16 protein-coding genes are annotated in these 15,907 nt (G+C 55.2%); 6 read left to right on the forward strand and 10 right to left on the reverse strand.

From position 1 onward, the window contains the following. Positions 1-2: 2 nt before the first annotated feature. Together E2H98_RS17200 and E2H98_RS17205 are read left to right on the forward strand one after the other, a co-directional pair. Entirely contained in the window at positions 3-509 is a 507-nt protein-coding gene (locus E2H98_RS17200; protein ID WP_133586937.1) for a DUF6265 family protein, read from the forward strand. Positions 510-512: 3 nt separating this feature from the next. After that, positions 513-1,442, forward strand: a complete 930-nt coding sequence (locus E2H98_RS17205; RefSeq protein ID WP_133586938.1) for a 2-hydroxyacid dehydrogenase — start codon at positions 513-515, stop codon at positions 1,440-1,442. Positions 1,443-1,496: 54 nt separating this feature from the next. Here E2H98_RS17205 and E2H98_RS19490 read toward each other — a convergent pair whose 3' ends face one another. From E2H98_RS19490 to E2H98_RS17250, 10 genes are all read right to left on the reverse strand, one after another. Continuing rightward, on the reverse strand, positions 1,497-1,622 hold the full coding sequence (locus E2H98_RS19490) for a hypothetical protein (protein ID WP_269769303.1): 126 nt from the start codon (positions 1,620-1,622) through the stop codon (positions 1,497-1,499). A 354-nt stretch (positions 1,623-1,976) separates the two neighbouring features. Then, a complete protein-coding gene (locus E2H98_RS17210) occupies positions 1,977-2,441 on the reverse strand; it encodes a hypothetical protein (RefSeq protein WP_133586939.1) in 465 nt (154 codons plus the stop codon). Between the two features lie 49 nt (positions 2,442-2,490). Beyond that, entirely contained in the window at positions 2,491-3,399 is a 909-nt protein-coding gene (locus E2H98_RS17215) for a GGDEF domain-containing protein (RefSeq protein ID WP_133586940.1), read from the reverse strand. Between the two features lie 212 nt (positions 3,400-3,611). Then, a complete protein-coding gene (locus E2H98_RS17220; protein ID WP_133586941.1) occupies positions 3,612-4,370 on the reverse strand; it encodes a YciK family oxidoreductase in 759 nt (252 codons plus the stop codon). 34 nt (positions 4,371-4,404) lie between these two features. Further along, complete coding sequence (locus E2H98_RS17225) at positions 4,405-5,271, reverse strand: squalene/phytoene synthase family protein (RefSeq protein WP_133586942.1); 867 nt, start codon at positions 5,269-5,271, stop codon at positions 4,405-4,407. Beyond that, a complete protein-coding gene (locus tag E2H98_RS17230) occupies positions 5,258-6,178 on the reverse strand; it encodes a D-hexose-6-phosphate mutarotase (RefSeq protein WP_133586943.1) in 921 nt (306 codons plus the stop codon). Before E2H98_RS17230 ends, E2H98_RS17225 begins: the two co-directional genes overlap by 14 nt. Continuing rightward, positions 6,168-6,851 (reverse strand): HAD family hydrolase, encoded by a 684-nt coding sequence (locus E2H98_RS17235; protein ID WP_133586944.1) that lies wholly within the window; start codon positions 6,849-6,851, stop codon positions 6,168-6,170. The genes E2H98_RS17230 and E2H98_RS17235 overlap by 11 nt, the downstream gene beginning before the upstream one ends. Continuing rightward, the gene (gene ubiG / locus E2H98_RS17240; protein WP_133586945.1) at positions 6,851-7,555 is read right to left on the reverse strand and encodes a bifunctional 2-polyprenyl-6-hydroxyphenol methylase/3-demethylubiquinol 3-O-methyltransferase UbiG; all 705 of its coding nucleotides are present in this window, start codon (positions 7,553-7,555) and stop codon (positions 6,851-6,853) included. Before ubiG ends, E2H98_RS17235 begins: the two co-directional genes overlap by 1 nt. Continuing rightward, positions 7,542-8,873: a TRZ/ATZ family hydrolase gene (locus E2H98_RS17245; protein ID WP_133586946.1), complete on the reverse strand. Its 1,332-nt coding sequence runs from the start codon at positions 8,871-8,873 to the stop codon at positions 7,542-7,544. Before E2H98_RS17245 ends, ubiG begins: the two co-directional genes overlap by 14 nt. 73 nt (positions 8,874-8,946) lie before the next feature. Then, the gene (locus E2H98_RS17250; protein WP_133586947.1) at positions 8,947-9,534 is read right to left on the reverse strand and encodes a hypothetical protein; all 588 of its coding nucleotides are present in this window, start codon (positions 9,532-9,534) and stop codon (positions 8,947-8,949) included. 332 nt (positions 9,535-9,866) lie between these two features. Here E2H98_RS17250 and gyrA point away from each other — a divergent pair, with 332 nt between their 5' ends. The 4 genes from gyrA to hisC all read left to right on the forward strand — a co-directional run bounded on the left by gyrA (position 9,867) and on the right by hisC (position 15,850). Continuing rightward, a complete protein-coding gene (gyrA, locus tag E2H98_RS17255; RefSeq protein WP_133586948.1) occupies positions 9,867-12,443 on the forward strand; it encodes a DNA gyrase subunit A in 2,577 nt (858 codons plus the stop codon). Positions 12,444-12,504: 61 nt separating this feature from the next. Further along, positions 12,505-12,855 (forward strand): DUF5992 family protein, encoded by a 351-nt coding sequence (locus tag E2H98_RS17260; protein WP_198325166.1) that lies wholly within the window; start codon positions 12,505-12,507, stop codon positions 12,853-12,855. A gap of 461 nt (positions 12,856-13,316) precedes the next feature. Then, entirely contained in the window at positions 13,317-14,396 is a 1,080-nt protein-coding gene (serC, locus tag E2H98_RS17265; RefSeq protein ID WP_133586949.1) for a 3-phosphoserine/phosphohydroxythreonine transaminase, read from the forward strand. A gap of 350 nt (positions 14,397-14,746) precedes the next feature. Then, positions 14,747-15,850: a histidinol-phosphate transaminase gene (gene hisC, locus E2H98_RS17270; protein ID WP_408634853.1), complete on the forward strand. Its 1,104-nt coding sequence runs from the start codon at positions 14,747-14,749 to the stop codon at positions 15,848-15,850. The last annotated feature ends 57 nt before the right edge of the window (positions 15,851-15,907 follow it).

Here is a 15,907-nt window from a genome sequence, read left to right on the forward strand (position 1 = left end):
CCATGAAACGACAATGGCGCTCTGGTTTGCCATCGAGTTTGTTGTTGCTGTGTTTGGCTGCCTCAGCGGTGCAGGCCGATTCGCCATTTTGTTTTCTGGTTGGTCACTGGCAGAGTGAAGAGAACGGCGTGGTCATGGAGGAACTATGGTTGCCTGAACAACACGGCGCCTTGCATGCACTGAATCGCAGCTATCCACTGACGCCGAAGCTTGATGCCAATGGTCAGCCGAAAAGGCCGGCATTTGAATTTCTGCGCATTGAGAAGGTGGGCGACCAATGGCATTACCTGGCGCAACCGAACGGCAGGCCGGCAGTTGCCTTTGCGCTGAAAGAGGTTTCCGAACGGCACGCCGTATTTGAAAACGCGGAGCACGATTTTCCGCAGCGGATTCGTTACCAACTGGATGCCGAAAGCCACCTGCAGGTGTCGATTGCAAAAATCGACGGTTCCGGACCTTCGATGCAATGGCGTTGGCAGCGCAAAGCCGGTTTGGTAACGTGCGAGTAAGCGATGATTATTGTTCACACCCCAGATGCCGACGAACGCCGGTTTTATCTGCAACAGTTTCGTCTGGCGCTTCCCGGTAAATCATTCGTCTGCAGTGACGATGACTATTCGAATGATGAAATCGACACGGCGATTGTCTGGCGACCACCGCCGGATTTTTTTGCGCAATTCAAAAAACTGAAAACGATATTTGCGCTCGGCGCTGGTGTTGATGCTTTGGTGGCACGCAAGGATATTGCCGACGATGTTGCGCTCTACCGACTCTGCGATGCCGGCATGGGCGCGCAGATGGTGGAGTATGTGCGTTACGGTGTGCTGCATTGGCAACGGCAGATGTATCGTTACCAGCATTTGCAACTTCATCAACGCTGGTTGCCGCAACCGGTGCGCCTTGCTGCGGACGTGCGGGTCTGCGTGCTTGGGCTTGGTGAACTGGGTGAACAAGTGGCGAAAGCGCTGGTCGCTGACGGCTATCGAGTGAGCGGCTGGAGCCGGACGATGACAGTCATTGATGGGGTGCACGCGGCCAGCGGTTTACCAGCGCTCGATGAATTGCTGACCCAGGCCGATGTCGTCGTCAGCCTGTTGCCGTTGACGACGCAGACCAAATATTTGCTCGACAGCAGGCGCCTGAGTTTGCTGCCCGAAGGCGCGGCGATCATCAACGCCAGTCGCGGCGCCATCATCGATGAGAACGCGCTGTTGAATGCGCTGAATGAAGAGCGGCTTGAATTTGCACTGCTCGATGTATTCGAGCATGAGCCATTGGCGGCGTCGCATCCATTCTGGAACCATCCGCGAGTCATGATTACCCCGCATGTTGCCGCCGTGACGATAGCGGAGGAGGCGGTCAAGCAGATTGCCGAAAATATCGAAAAGCGGGCGCGTGGTGAGCCGATAGACGGAGTTGTCGACGGCAAATCAGGTTACTGAGCGGAAATTGACAGCAGGGATGGCGGTTAAGCGGGGAAAGGGCGAGGCGCCAACTCAAGCGCAGGCGTTGTTGCGCTTGTCGTTGGACGCGGTTTGATTGGATTGCTTGCGGCGATTTCGCAGTTGGTAGGCATTGCCTTCCTGGATCTGGCGTGTTAGCCGGGTTTTGATGAACTTCATCGTCGTGTACCTCCTTCGGTATAAATCGTTTGAGAGTTGTCCGACCCTCAATACCCATAATAGTTCGCCAGCGTGACGCTGGCGTGACAGTAGAAGCCATCTCAAAAATAGTCTGGGCGATGGCGATGTGCGTGAATAGGAACGGAGGAACCGCAGTTTACAAGTAGTAAATGAGGATTGCTCTCCACATCCATGTGGTTCACCCTTCGGGTTCCACGAAAATCCGCTCCCGGCGGATTTTTCCGAGCACCGCATTCGCGCACCTCGTCGAGCCCCAGACATTTTTGAGATGGCTTCTGATAATAGTGGGGATAGCCGGGCCAGATTCAAGCCGGCCCGTCAGATTGGCGGTGCTCAGGCGACGCGCGGGGTCTGCTCCGGCTCAGCGGACTTTGGGTACACGCAGGCCTCGATAAACATATCGCGCATATGCTCGGGCAGATTCAGACCGGTGCCGGCAAACAACAACAGTTTCCGCTGTGAACTGCGATTGGCGACCAATTGCCGCAGCAGTGGCCAGGTCGAAACGATTTTGAATTCGTCACGAATGCCTTCAAACAAATAAATCGCAAAATGCGGGCGATTGCACAGGTGTTTCAGTGCGCTTTCAAAGCTGGCGGTATTGGGCACGACGATATGGGTCATGTCCATGCGGTAAAGGCCATTGCTGCCCGGATGCCAGTGGTAGCAAGCGCGTGAGGTGAACTGGTGGTAATGCAGCAAATCCTCGCGCAGTGCCGGCAGATTGTGGCACTCAAGATTGAAAACATTGTGATGCGCGGAAAGCGCCGTGTCGATCAGTGTGCGAAGTTTTTTCATGTTGCCTCCTTGGGATTCACCCTCGGAAGCGAGTGGAAATCCCGTTGATTCAGGCGGCGCTGCAAACCCGGTTGCGGCCTTCCTTTTTCGCGCGGTAGAGCGCACTGTCGGCGGTTTCCAGTAGTTGCTCGGCGTTCATGCCAGGACGAAAACCTGCCAGACCGATGCTGATTGTGGCGGTGATATTGCGCTCGTTACAGCGAACTGGTGCACATTCGATCGCGCGCCGAATGCGTTCTGCCAGAATTGTGGCCGAGGTCTCGCCGGTATTGCGAAGCAGGAGCACAAACTCCTCGCCACCATAGCGAAACACGTCATCGGTTTTGCGGGTCATCGCGGTAAGCCGGCTGGCGATTTCTTTCAGCACCACGTCGCCAGTGGCATGGCCAAAACTGTCATTGATGTACTTGAAGTGATCGACGTCGACGATCAGCATCGTCATGTCAGCGCCGTAGCGAGAGGCCAGCGCGGTTTCCGTGGCAAGGGTCTGATTCAAAGCGGCGCGGTTGCCAACACCGGTCAGTGCGTCCTGACGCGCGGCCTGAATCGCCGCCTGATAAATCATCGCGTTACGCAGCGGGTAGCCAAGGCAGGACAGAGTCTGTTCCAGTGACTTCAGCTCTTCTTCATCGAACGGCCGCTCGCGGCTGAATACCACTTCGCCTGGGTTGTCGTTGCCGAATTCCAATGCATAGGCGACCCGGTAGCGGCTCAGCTCGCCGTGCACGTACAGCGGCGCTTCGTTTTCGCGGCCGAAGCTCAGGCTCAGGAAATTGACCAGCGAGGCGCTGATGCGCACATAAGCGTCGAGAATCTCCTGCAAGTCCAGCGAGCGTTGCAGCTCACGGGTCAGCAGCGCGCAGGCCTCGTCCAGCCGCTCGGAGTGGCGCAACTGCTGCTGCAACTGCACGCTTTGCGGCAAGCCGATGATTTTTTTTGCTGTTATCGCGGTGGACATATCAACTCCGGGAACGAACGCTTTTCGACAAGCGGTTGCTTGGTACTTAGCGATTCTCGTGCCAACCTGATGTGGAGTTAATTAATCCTTTTAAATCAGTTAGATAGGGTGATAAATCAACCGCATCAAGGTTCGGCGACAATAATTTGTCGTCGAATGATAGCGGTTGTCATCCTGCCTGTGCCGATTATTTGACGCCGAAAAACGCCCGATCAGGCGTCAATGCTTTGACCATGGACGCCATGGCTGTCTGGACCGAGCAGCCAGAGGTAGGCCGGAACCAGCGCCTCAGCGGTTTTCAGTTTGGTCACGTCTTCGGAAGGATAAGCCGCAGCGCGCATCCGGGTGCGGGTAGCGCCAGGGTTGATGCAGTTGACGCGAATCCGGGTGGCGTTTTCGACCTCGTCGGCCATCACCTGCATCATGCCTTCGACAGCGAATTTCGATACCGCGTAGGCACCCCAGAACGCCTTGCCTTTACGGCCGACGCTGCTGGTCGTGAACAACACGCTCGGGTCATAAGCTTTGCGCAGCAGTGGGAATAGCGATTGAGTCAGCAGGAAGGCGCTGTTGACGTTGATTTGCATCACTTCCAGCCAGACATGCGGCGGGTAGTGCTCCATTGGCGTTCGTTCGCCGAGAATCGCGGCGTTGTGCAACAGGCCATCAAGCTTGCCGAATTCGGTTTCGATGGTCGCGGCCAGTTGCTGGGTGTCCTGTGGCGTAATCGTCAGCAGGTTCATTGGCACAATCGCCGGCTGCGGGCCGCCCTCGCTGACGATCTGGTCGTAAACCGCTTCCAGCGCCTTCTGCGAGCGGCCAAGCAGAATCACAGTGGCGCCATGGCGAGCCAGCGCCAGCGACACGGTTTTGCCAATGCCATCGCTGGCGCCAGTCACCAACACCACACGGTCCTTGTACAAGTCCTTGGCAGCTTGATAGTCGGCAGGTAAGCGGAGCGAAGCAGTCATGCGAAATTCCTGAAATGGACGGTAGGTAGATGAATCAGAACGATGCGCGCGCGGCGCGCCAAACAACGAAACGTTTTTGCAGGCTGCCGAGCTCAAGGCGGTAATCGTACAGCGGAAAACCGGCGCGCTCGGTGGCTTTCAGCCATGCGTTCTGCAAGTGTAGCCAACGCAGCAAAGGCTGGGTTTGTGTGCGGGTCTCCGGCGACAATGAACTCAGCGCCGTGTTGGCTTGGCTACGTATTCTGGCGCTGATGTTGGCGAGTAGAGTCGGTAGCGCATTCGGCGCTTTTTTCTCGACCAGATCGCTGATTGTGAGCTGCTGCTCAGCCAGCCAGCTTTCCGGTAAATACACGACGCCATCGGCCATCAGTGTTGGCCATCGTTTTAACACCTGCACCCACTCCGCTAACGCGGCAAGTGGCAACCATGACTCGGCAAACGGTTGCCGGAAAACGGCCAGCTTCAAGGACCAGAGCGGCCGGTGTCGATGCTGCCAAAAATGCGTCAACTCGCTTTCCTGCTGAAAACCGGCGAACTGCAAATCTTCGTTGGTGTGCTCCAGCAACTGTGTCAGCCAGCTCAGCGCTTGCGGTTCGCGCTGCAACAGGGATTGCATCGCGACCAGGCTCGGATGAATGGTGATTTCGGTGGCGGCGAGATTCTTGTAGGGCTGCTGAGTATCCTGTTCAGCAACCGCTGCCAATTGTTGTTGCCACCAGCTGATCTGAGCTGTTGCCACCTGCATTTCGCTGGCCCGGTGCGGAATATCGGCGACGCGCTGGGCACAACTCAGTACACCGAACAACTCGGCTTGCTGAGTAGCGCTCATTGATGCACTGGCAAACGCCCAGTCGCTGAAGCGCGGGGCGACGTCCTGCTGACAAAATTCAAATGCTGACATCGTGGATTTCAACGCCCAGTAGCGCGGTTTTACCGGCGGGTACCATCACCGGTTTTTGCGGATCAACAGCGGTTTCAACGCAGACAAAATGACGCCAGTGATCGGGCGCGATATCGTTCATGCTGGCCGCTTTGTTTTGCCAAGGATTCCAAACGACGACGGCATTGTGACCAAACGAATTGATTTGCGTGGCAGCCGGTAGCGTGTCCTTGCGCTCATCTTCTTGCCCATTGTCGCGCAGGGTTACCCGCGCTTTCTCAGTCTGGTAGATGCGATCGGTTTCGCTGTCGAAACGAATTGGCGCTTTGGCACGGTCGGTCTTGCCATTGAGCTGATCGCGATAACTGACTTGCTCCAGATCGTGAACGGCAACAGCAGCGATATCGCTGATCTGAAAATAACTGTGTAACGCCCCAGAAAATTCGAAAGCCTTGTCACCGGTATTGTGGATTTGCAGCATCAGTTTCAGTGAGGTTTCATCCAGCTGAATGACCAGGCGCAACTGAAAGTGATGAGGCCACAGCGCCAGCGTTTCGGTGTTCTCGGTCAAACGCAACACCAGCTTACTCAAATGGGCATTTTCGCTGGCGCTTTCAATTTGCCAAAACTGGGTACGGGCAAAACCGTGCGCGGGCTTTGTGGCATCCGTATGCGGGCCAAACCACGGCCAGCAAATCGGAATGCCGGCACGAATCGCCTTGCCCGTTTTGAACACGGCATGGCGGTTCGGCCACAGTACAATACGACGGCTGTTTTGATAGGAAAGCACCTGACCGCCATACAGCGAAACGGTTGCCTGCGAATCACCGCACTGCATTTCGATAAGAGGAAAAGCAGCGTTCTGATCCAACACACGGATCTGTGTCAGGTTTTGCAGTGCTTGAAAATTGAATATTTCAGTCGCCATGACGCCAGCGCTCCAGCACCGGTTTCAATTCCATCGGATGATTGAGGCTGATATCGGCTAGCCAATCAGCCGGACTGTCTTCTTCTGACAAGAATCCCCAGAGCGCGCAAACGGTGCGCATGCCGGCGTTTTTGCCGGCCTGGATATCACGCTCGGCATCGCCGACATAGCAGCAGGCTTTTGGATTCAGCTGCGCTTGTTCGGCACCGAGCAACAAGGTATCCGGATGCGGTTTGCGACGTGGCAGACAATCACCGGAAACGATGCAGGCGGTGCGATCCCAAAGATTCAGGGCTTTGATCACCGCGCGAGTCAAATGGCCAGGTTTATTGGTGACAATACCCCAGCGCAGATTTTCCTGTTCGCACCAGTCGAGCACTTCGCCCAAACCGTCGAACAGTTTGGTATCGCGCACCAAATCGGCTTCATACAAATCGAGAAAGCGATCGCGTAGCGGAATGAATTGCTCGTCATTCGGACTGACACCGAAACCAAGTTGCAACAGGCCGCGCGCACCATGAGAAACCTGACCGCGAATTTTCGCGTAGGGCAGGGCTTCGCGGCCTTGTTCGAGTAACAGTTTGTTTAGCGCCGACGCCATGTCTTGCGAGGTATCGAGCAGCGTGCCGTCCAAATCAAACAGCACGCCTTGCAAAGGCAGATAGGTATTCATCAATGCCGATCCACCTGGGCGTAGGCTAGATAATTGACATCAACACCGGGTGCCAACCAGTAACGACTGGTCAATGGGTTGTAGTGCATGCCGGTCATTGCTTTCAGTTTTAATCCGGCTTCGCGCGCCCATTGTTCGAGCTCGGAAGGGCGCACAAACTTGTCGTATTCATGCGTGCCTTTCGGCAACAAATTCAGTACGTATTCGGCACCGACGATCGCAAACAAAAAGGATTTCGGATTGCGATTGATCGTTGAGAAAAACAAATGGCCATCAGGTTTGACGAGTTTCGCGCAGGCAGCAATGACCGAAGCCGGGTCCGGCACATGCTCGATCATTTCCATGCAGGTGACGACGTCGAATGAGCCGGGCTGTTCTTCAGCCAATTGCTCGACGGTCATTTTCCGATAATCGACATGGCGGCCGGACTCCATCTGATGCAGCTTGGCGACGGCCAAGGGCGCTTCGCCCATGTCGATACCGGTGACACTGGCACCTTCGCCGGCCATGGCGTCGGCCAGAATGCCACCGCCGCAGCCGACATCGACGACACGTTTGCCGGTCAGCGTGCCAACCTTGTCGATGATGAAGCCGAGTCGCAGCGGATTGATTTCATGCAGCGGTTTGAATTCGCTGTTGCGATCCCACCAGCGCGAAGCCAGCGCTTCGAATTTGGCGATTTCGGCTGGATCAACGTTGCTCATTGAGCGTCTCCATAATGCGGTTCTGCCACTGCTGAATACGGGTTTTCAAGGCCTTGGTATCAATCGTCAGGTGATCGCGATTGCGCAGCAGCGCCTGGCCGGCAACCCATACATCGCTGACATCGTCACGATGGGCGCCATAAACCAGTGTGTAAATCGGGTTGTAGATTGGCCGCAGGTTTAAGTTAGACAAGTCGACGGCGATCACGTCAGCGGATTTGCCGATTTCCAGCGAGCCGATTTCTTGTTCAAGAGCCAGCGCTTTAGCGCCACCCAGTGTCGCCATTTGCAGCATCGTTTCGGCCGGCATGGCGGTCGGGCTGCCAGCCAGTGCTTTGCCGATAAAGGCGGCGCTGCGCAGTTCACCGAACAAATCCAAATCATTGTTGCTGGCAGCGCCATCGGTGCCGAGTGCCACCGGAATGCCGTGTTCCAAAAATTTTGCCACCGGAGCAAAGCCGCTGGCCAGTTTCAGGTTCGATTCCGGGCAATGCACAACCTGAACATTGTTGCGTTTCAGAATCAATAAATCATCATCATTGATATGCACACTATGCACGGCGACAAAATGCGGACCGAGTGCACCCAGGTTTTCCAACCGCTGCAAAGGTCGCATACCGTATTGCTGCATCGAGCCTTCAATTTCGGCAGCGCTTTCGTGCATGTGCATGTGCACCAGCAGGCCGAGCTCTTCGGCGTAGGTGCTGATCTGCGTCAGCCATTCATCGCTTACGGTGTAAGGCGCGTGCGGGCCAAACGCGACATTGACCAGCGGCAATGCCCGGCAGTCGTCGTGGAGTTTAAGGGTTTTGGCGATCGCCTCTTTCGGATCGGCGCAGCCCGGCATTGGAAAATCGAGCACCGGGCAAGCGAGCAGGGCGCGCATGCCGGTTTGCTGAATCAGCTTGGCGATGCGTTCCGGGTAGAAGTAGTTGTCGGCAAAGGCGGTGATACCGCCACGAATTTGTTCGGCGCAGGCGAGTAAAGAGCCATCCTGAACGAATTCCGGTGAAACCAGCGAGCGCTCCAGCGGCCAAATTCGATTATTCAGCCAGTCCATCAGCGGCATGTCTTCGCCGCAACCGCGCAGCAGCGTCATCGCCGCGTGGCCGTGGGCGTTGACCAATCCCGGCATCAAGACGTGTTCAGCGAGGTGCTGATGTTTGGCGTTCGGAAACTGCGCCAGCAGTTCCTGGCGCTGACCGATGGCGGTAATGCGGCCGTTGGCGATAGCGATGGCGCCATCGTCAATCACCCGATTCTCTGGTGCAATCGGCAACAGCCAGCGGGCACTGAGCAGCAATTCGGCTTCGGCCATCAGGATTTCGCGTTTGGTGGCAAGGGGGCGCGAGTATACCGTTTTGCCTCATAGCCGTCATGGCGCTGGTGTTTCATCGCAAGTCCTCGCTTTCCAGATAAATCGGCTTCGGCAATGGGAACGGCAGTGGCGGCGTCCAATATGCTGGCAATGAAGGCGCGGAGGGCCACTCAATACGGTAAATCCTGTCTTGATCGGGACGTTGGTGAATTTTGGCGATGACAAAAAATACCGGTGGCTCGCCAACGCGATAAAAACGCTCTACCCCGTCCAATTGCAGAGGCGCAAAAAGCCAGGTTTTCTCGACGGTAAATCGGGCGGCAAACCAGCGTTCACCACCGCGTTCAAAGTGGCCGAGATAGACCGCCGCCTGAAACTGTTGCAGCGCTGTAGGATGCGCCGGTTCCAGACGTCGCAAATCAAAGGCTTCCGGTGCAATCGTCAGTAGCGGTGTTTCGGCAAGCCGGGCGATAAGCGCCGGGTTTTCCGGGCTGCTGAGTTGCAATGCCACTTGGTAGTCATGCGGGTGCTGATACAACGGCATATGTGAGGCAAACAACCGTTGCCCATCACTGAATAGCACCATGCCATGAATGCCATGAATGCCATGGGCGTGCTCGGCTGCCTTGGCAATAGGAAGTATCAATAGCAGTCCCAACATTGCGCTAACCAGTCTCGCGAACTGTGCGCGACCGCAGTGCTTTCGGTGTCGAGCTGCGGTGAACATGCGTATCATTCCGCGGAGGTTTTAACCAACCGTTATTGTCGCTTACCGGCGCAGAGCAATTCATCAGAGTTCGATTTGGTCGCTTTTTAGACAATCCCGTCAGGCCGGCCGCCAGCGTCGTTTCGGGCATTGGTGAATGGTCCTTACGGCACCGTTTTAGCGCTAGAGCACCAGCCTCCGCCGTGCTACCATGCACGGCTCTGTGGAACCCCGCCAAACCGCGCTTGCAGCGTCCACAATTCCAATAAATTCAGGAACATAGCTTAATGACCGATTTAGCCAAAGAGATTGTTGCGATCAGCATCGAAGATGAGCTGCGCACGTCATATCTTGACTATGCCATGAGCGTCATTGTCGGCCGTGCGTTGCCGGACGTTCGTGACGGTTTGAAGCCTGTGCACCGCCGCGTGCTGTACGCGATGAATGTGCTCGGTAATGACTACAACAAAGCCTATAAAAAATCCGCTCGTGTCGTCGGTGACGTCATTGGTAAATACCACCCGCATGGCGACTCCGCCGTGTACGACACCATCGTCCGTATGGCCCAGCCGTTCTCGATGCGTTATGTGCTGGTTGACGGTCAAGGCAACTTCGGTTCGGTCGATGGCGATGCGGCCGCGGCGATGCGTTACACCGAAGTGCGCATGGCCAAGCTTTCCCACGAAATGCTGGCCGATTTGGACAAGGAAACGGTCGATTTCGTCGACAACTACGACGGTAGCGAATCAGAGCCTTCCGTATTGCCGACACGCGTTCCGAACCTGCTGGTCAATGGCTCGTCCGGTATCGCGGTCGGCATGGCGACCAACATTCCGCCGCATAACTTGACTGAAGTGGTCAACGGCGTGCTGGCGTTGATGAACGACCCGGATATTTCCGTCGACGATTTGATGGAACACATTCCGGCGCCGGATTTCCCGACCGCCGGCATTATCTGCGGCCGCTCCGGCATTGTGCAGGGCTACCGCACTGGTCGCGGTCGCTGCGTCATTCGCGCCCGTCATCATTACGAAGAAGAAGGGCAGAAGACCGCGATTATCGTTACCGAGCTGCCGTATCAGGTAAACAAAGCGCGCTTGATTGAGAAAATCGCCGAGCTCGTCAAAGAGAAAAAACTCGAAGGCATCAGCGGTCTGCGTGATGAATCCGACAAGGACGGCATGCGCGTTGTTATCGAGCTGAAACGCGGCGAAATGCCGGACGTCGTGCTCAATAACCTGTTCTCGCAAACTCAGATGCAGACTTCGTTCGGCATCAACATGGTCGCGCTGGTCGATGGCCAGCCGCGCACACTGAACCTGAAACAGGTGCTGGAAGAATTCATCAAGCACCGCCGCGAAGTGGTCACTCGTCGTACTGTTTATGAGCTGCGTAAAGCGCGTGAAAAAGCCCATGTGTTGGAAGGCTTGGCGGTGGCGATTGCCAACATCGACGAAGTCATCGAGCTGATCAAAGCTTCGCCGACGCCGGCCGAAGCGAAAGAACGTTTGATTGCCAAAGAATGGAAGCCTGGCGCCGTTATGGCGATGTTGGAGCGCGCCGGTGCGCAAGCTTCCCGTCCGGAAGATCTGGATGCGGCGTTTGGTCTGATTGACGGTGTCTATCATCTGTCGGCCGCGCAAGCACAAGCTATTCTGGAATTGCGCCTGCACAAACTGACCGGCCTTGAACACGACAAACTGCTCGACGAATACAAAGATCTGCTGAATGCCATCGAGGGCTTCCTGTTGATCCTGGCCAGCAACGAGCGTTTGATGGAAGTCATCCGCGAAGAGTTGGAAGCGATTGTCAAAGAATATGGCGACAAGCGCCGCACTGAAATTTCCGCCATTGCCGAAGACATCGATATCGAAGATTTGATTGCCGATGAACCGGTGGTCGTGACGCTGTCATTCGAAGGCTATGTCAAATATCAGCCGCTCAGCACTTACGAAGCCCAGCGTCGCGGCGGTCGCGGAAAATCCGCTACCGATTTAAAAGACGAAGATTACGTGCGCAAGCTGATTGTCTGTAAAACCTTGGACTATCTGCTCTGTTTCTCGAACCGTGGTCGCATGTACTGGCTGAAAGCCTATCAATTGCCGGAAGCCGGCCGCGGTGCTCGCGGTCGTCCTATCGTCAACCTGCTGCCATTGCAGGAAGGCGAGCGCATCACCAGCTTGCTGGCCGTGCGCGAGTTCGACAAAGAAAAACAAGTGTTCATGGCAACCCAACGCGGCGTCGTCAAACGCACCTCGCTCGAAAACTTCTCACGTCCGCGCAGTGCTGGTTTGATCGCTGTCGATTTGCGTGACGACGACGTGCTGGTCGGTGTGGATATCACCTCCGGTAATGACGATGTCATGCTGTTCTCCGACAGCGGCCGCGTAGTGCGCTTCAAAGAAACCGAAGTACGCGAAATGGGCCGATTGGCGCGCGGCGTACGCGGTATGCGCATAGCCGACGACGAGAACATCATTTCCTTGATCGTCGCCCACGAAGGCACTGACATCCTGACCATCACCGAAAACGGTTACGGCAAGCGCACAGCGTTGGAGCATTATCCGGTCAAAGGCCGAGGAATTCGTGGTGTTATCTCGATTAAAGTCAGCGAACGGAATGGCAAAGTCGTCAGCGCCATATCAGTTGAGCCAACTGACCACTTTATGATGATTTCCGACCGCGGCACACTGGTCCGCACCCGCGTCTCCGAAGTCCGAGTCATGGGGCGTAACACCCAAGGTGTGCGTCTGATGCGTATGCTGGAGAATGAACAGATCGTCGGCCTCGAGGGCATTGCGCCGGAGCAGGGTGATGAGGAAGATTTGGTCAAGCTTAATGTAGTTGATGATGGCGAGGAATAATTTCGCCGGATTTTTATACTGAAATCATTGATTTGTGCTACCGATAGGGAATTGGGGATTCATGAAAATATTTGTCATTGGGACCTGTTTAGGTCTGTTGTTTTGCGTGTCAGTCGCACAGGCTGCAGGCCAGTATATTGTAAGCAATGCGCGGCTGACTAAAGTTGGCAATACATCAGGAAATGGACCCAGCTTTTGGGTTGTAGCCGTAGATGGTGTTGGCCAATGCATTACGCAAAGCATGCAGACGAACATTTACTTTCCAGAGCAATACGCAGGAAATAAAGAGATTTTTAACCGGGCCTATTCAACGGCGCTAGCTGCGATTGCTAGTGGGCGCCGTGTCAATATTTACAACTATACGGACGGCGCTTGCGACAAAGCCGTGGCTATTGAATTAATTGCGGAGTAATTTCCAGTTGTAAGTATTTTGATATAGGGTGAGCGTGGCTCACCCTTTTTCGTTTTGCATTTTGATTTATTCCGCCACCTTGAATTGGCTCGAATGTTTTTCGAAGCTAGTTGCATTGAAAAGGAAAAAACGGGGCCCCAGTTAGCGCCAGCCGGCAGCAAGTGTTCGTAGGCCGGGTACGCCAGCAGGGACAGCTGGCGTAGCACTGTCAATGCATGGATGCCGCGTCAGTGCGGCCCGAGCCGGAGAATGCTTGTTGCCGGAACGGCCTGGCCGAAGCAAACAGACTTCTCTGGCGCTTCGGGGCGCGCTTCTCTTTGGATACTTTCTCTTGCGCGAACAAGAGAAAGTATCTCGCCCGCCGGGGCGAGACCCGGCATGGTTGGAGTTGAAAGACTCTCGAGGTTATTGCAGTACGTGAAGTCGTTTTAACAAAAGAACGAAAGGCACATTGAACCATCATGCGTAAATACAATTTCTGTGCAGGCCCGGCCGCAATGCCGGAAGAAGTATTAAAGCGGGCGCAACACGAACTGCTCGACTGGCAGGGCCGTGGTTGCTCGGTGATGGAAATCTCGCATCGCTCCGATGCCTATGTTGCGCTGGCGCAATCGGCTGAGCGCAAGCTGCGCCAATTGATGAATATTTCTGACGATTACGCGGTGCTGTTTTGCCATGGTTCGGCGACGCATCAGTTCTCGATGATTCCGCTGAACCTGCTGCCAGAAACCGGTAAAGCCGATTATCTGAATACCGGCATCTGGTCCGATAAAGCGGTCAAGGAAGCCAAGCGTTTTGGTGCCGTCAATGAAATCAAAGCCTTAGTCAATCAGAACGGGCAATTCACGGTGACTGAGCCGGCGTCGTGGAATTTGACCGACAACGCCGCCTATTTCCATTACTGCCCGAACGAAACCATCGGTGGTGTCGAGTTCAGCGATATTCCGGTACGCGGGCGCACGTTGGTCGCCGATATGTCGAGCTGTATTCTGTCGAAGCCGATTGACGTCAATCAGTTCGGCTTGATTTACGCCGGTGCGCAAAAAAATATCGGCCCGGCCGGCATGACCATTACCATTATCCGCAAAGACTTGATGGGCAAGGCCCGGCCGCAAACGCCAGTATTGTTTGATTACCAAGTGCTGGCCGACAACGCCAGCATGTACAACACGCCGCCGACTTGGGCTTGGTACTTGGCCGATCTGGTATTCGATTGGTTGCTTGAACAGGGCGGAGTACCGGCAATGGCAGTTCATAACGCCGAAAAAGCCCGCAAGCTTTACGCCTGTATCGATGGTAATCCGTTCTATCGTAATCCGATTGATCCGAAATTTCGCTCGAGGATGAACGTGCCGTTCGTACTGGCCGATGAATCGTTGAACACGAAATTCCTCGCAGAATCCGAACAAGCCGGACTGTTGGCCTTGGCTGGTCACCGTTCGGTTGGCGGCATGCGTGCAAGCATTTACAACGCGATGCCAATGGCCGGTGTTGATGCGCTGATTGCCTTCATGACCGATTTTGCCCAGCGCCACGGGTGAGGTAGGTGCGAATTCATTCGCACAGCGATACCGGGCGATCGTGTCCGGAAGAATCCGGACCTACAAAAGCGGTGAAGGCGTTCACGGAGCTGCCGGGACCGAAGTTCACTGGTTCTAGATTTGGTTACCATGGACCGCCGAGGTTCATGGTGTAGCTGCGAATTCATTCTCACTGCGATGCCGGACAATCGTGTCCGGATAAACCCGTACCTACAAATCGGTGGTGGCGAGGCGTTCGCGGCGCCACCGTGCCCGAATTGGGCGCTGGTTCCAGATTTCCCGGAAAATGCTCTGACATAGCCGGCGATCTGTTCTTATACTTCAGATACGGACGATTTGAGGGAATGTCTGTGTCAGCCAACTTTTCCAAGCGCGCCGTCAGCGGTGTGCGCAACCTGCATCCATATCAGCCGGGCAAACCAATCAGTGAATTGGAACGCGAGCTGGGCCTGAGTCATATCGTCAAACTGGCCAGCAATGAGAATCCGCTCGGCATTTCGGCAAGAGCCAAAGCCGCGATTGAAAAAGCGCTGAAAGAGGTGACATTTTACCCGGACGCCAATGGTTTTTATTTGAAGCAGGCGTTGGCCAATCTGCTCCACGTTGCCATGGAGCAGATCACGCTTGGCAATGGCTCCAATGATGTGCTCGACATGTTGGTGCGCACTTTTGTTGAGCCTGGCGATCAGGTGGTGTGTGCCGAGCATTGCTTTATCGCGTTTCCGATTAGCGCGCAGGCGCAGGGAGCTGATATCACCACCGTTCCGGCCAAGGATTTCGGCCATGATTTGCCGGCGATGCAGGCCGCTGTCAATGAACACACCAAGCTCGTTTATCTGGTAAATCCAAACAATCCAACCGGTACCTGGCTGCGCGAACGCGAGCTGAAAACGTTTCTGCAAAGCCTTCCGTCGGAAGTCATCGTCGTTTACGACGAAGCGTATTTCGAATACGCCTGCGGGACGCCGGAATATCCGAATGCGATCAAACTGCTTAGCGAATTTCCGAATCTGGTTGTGCTGCGCACGTTTTCAAAAGCCTACGGACTCGCTGCATTGCGACTCGGTTTTGCTGTGTCGAATGCGGATATCGCCGATTTGTTGAACCGGGTCAGGCAACCGTTTAATTGCAACAGTCTGGCGCTGGCTGCCGGTGTTGCCGTGCTCGAAGACAAGGAATACCTCGACAATGCTGTCGAAGTAAATCGCGCCGGCTTGATGCAGTTAGCTGATGGTTTGCAGAAGCTGGGGTTGTCGCCGATTCCGTCGCTAGGCAATTTCCTCTGTGTCGATTTGCAGCGTCCGGCCCGGCCGATTTATGAAGCGTTGTTGAAGGAAGGGGTTATCGTCCGGCCAATCGGCAACTATGGTCTTCCGAACCACGTCCGTATCAGCGTTGGCTTGTCTGAACACAACACCCGTTGTCTGGAGGCTCTGGCCAAAGTGCTGGCTTGACGCCATTTTCGCCAGTCTGGTCATCGTGGTAATCGCTGCCTGAGTCGCGTAGAATGC

The organism is Permianibacter aggregans (genome assembly GCF_009756665.1).
In the GTDB taxonomy this organism is placed as follows: Bacteria; Pseudomonadota; Gammaproteobacteria; order Enterobacterales; family Permianibacteraceae; genus Permianibacter; species Permianibacter aggregans.

Coding starts and splice junctions, on each gene's coding strand:
- E2H98_RS17200 (WP_133586937.1), top strand. CDS start 3: ATGAAACGACAATGGCGCTCTGGTTTGCCATCGAGTTTGTTGTTGCTG.
- E2H98_RS17205 (WP_133586938.1), top strand. CDS start 513: ATGATTATTGTTCACACCCCAGATGCCGACGAACGCCGGTTTTATCTG.
- E2H98_RS19490 (WP_269769303.1), bottom strand. CDS start 1,622: ATGAAGTTCATCAAAACCCGGCTAACACGCCAGATCCAGGAAGGCAAT.
- E2H98_RS17210 (WP_133586939.1), bottom strand. CDS start 2,441: ATGAAAAAACTTCGCACACTGATCGACACGGCGCTTTCCGCGCATCAC.
- E2H98_RS17215 (WP_133586940.1), bottom strand. CDS start 3,399: ATGTCCACCGCGATAACAGCAAAAAAAATCATCGGCTTGCCGCAAAGC.
- E2H98_RS17220 (WP_133586941.1), bottom strand. CDS start 4,370: ATGACTGCTTCGCTCCGCTTACCTGCCGACTATCAAGCTGCCAAGGAC.
- E2H98_RS17225 (WP_133586942.1), bottom strand. CDS start 5,271: ATGTCAGCATTTGAATTTTGTCAGCAGGACGTCGCCCCGCGCTTCAGC.
- E2H98_RS17230 (WP_133586943.1), bottom strand. CDS start 6,178: ATGGCGACTGAAATATTCAATTTTCAAGCACTGCAAAACCTGACACAG.
- E2H98_RS17235 (WP_133586944.1), bottom strand. CDS start 6,851: ATGAATACCTATCTGCCTTTGCAAGGCGTGCTGTTTGATTTGGACGGC.
- ubiG (WP_133586945.1), bottom strand. CDS start 7,555: ATGAGCAACGTTGATCCAGCCGAAATCGCCAAATTCGAAGCGCTGGCT.
- E2H98_RS17245 (WP_133586946.1), bottom strand. CDS start 8,873: ATGGCCGAAGCCGAATTGCTGCTCAGTGCCCGCTGGCTGTTGCCGATT.
- E2H98_RS17250 (WP_133586947.1), bottom strand. CDS start 9,534: ATGTTGGGACTGCTATTGATACTTCCTATTGCCAAGGCAGCCGAGCAC.
- gyrA (WP_133586948.1), top strand. CDS start 9,867: ATGACCGATTTAGCCAAAGAGATTGTTGCGATCAGCATCGAAGATGAG.
- E2H98_RS17260 (WP_198325166.1), top strand. CDS start 12,505: ATGAAAATATTTGTCATTGGGACCTGTTTAGGTCTGTTGTTTTGCGTG.
- serC (WP_133586949.1), top strand. CDS start 13,317: ATGCGTAAATACAATTTCTGTGCAGGCCCGGCCGCAATGCCGGAAGAA.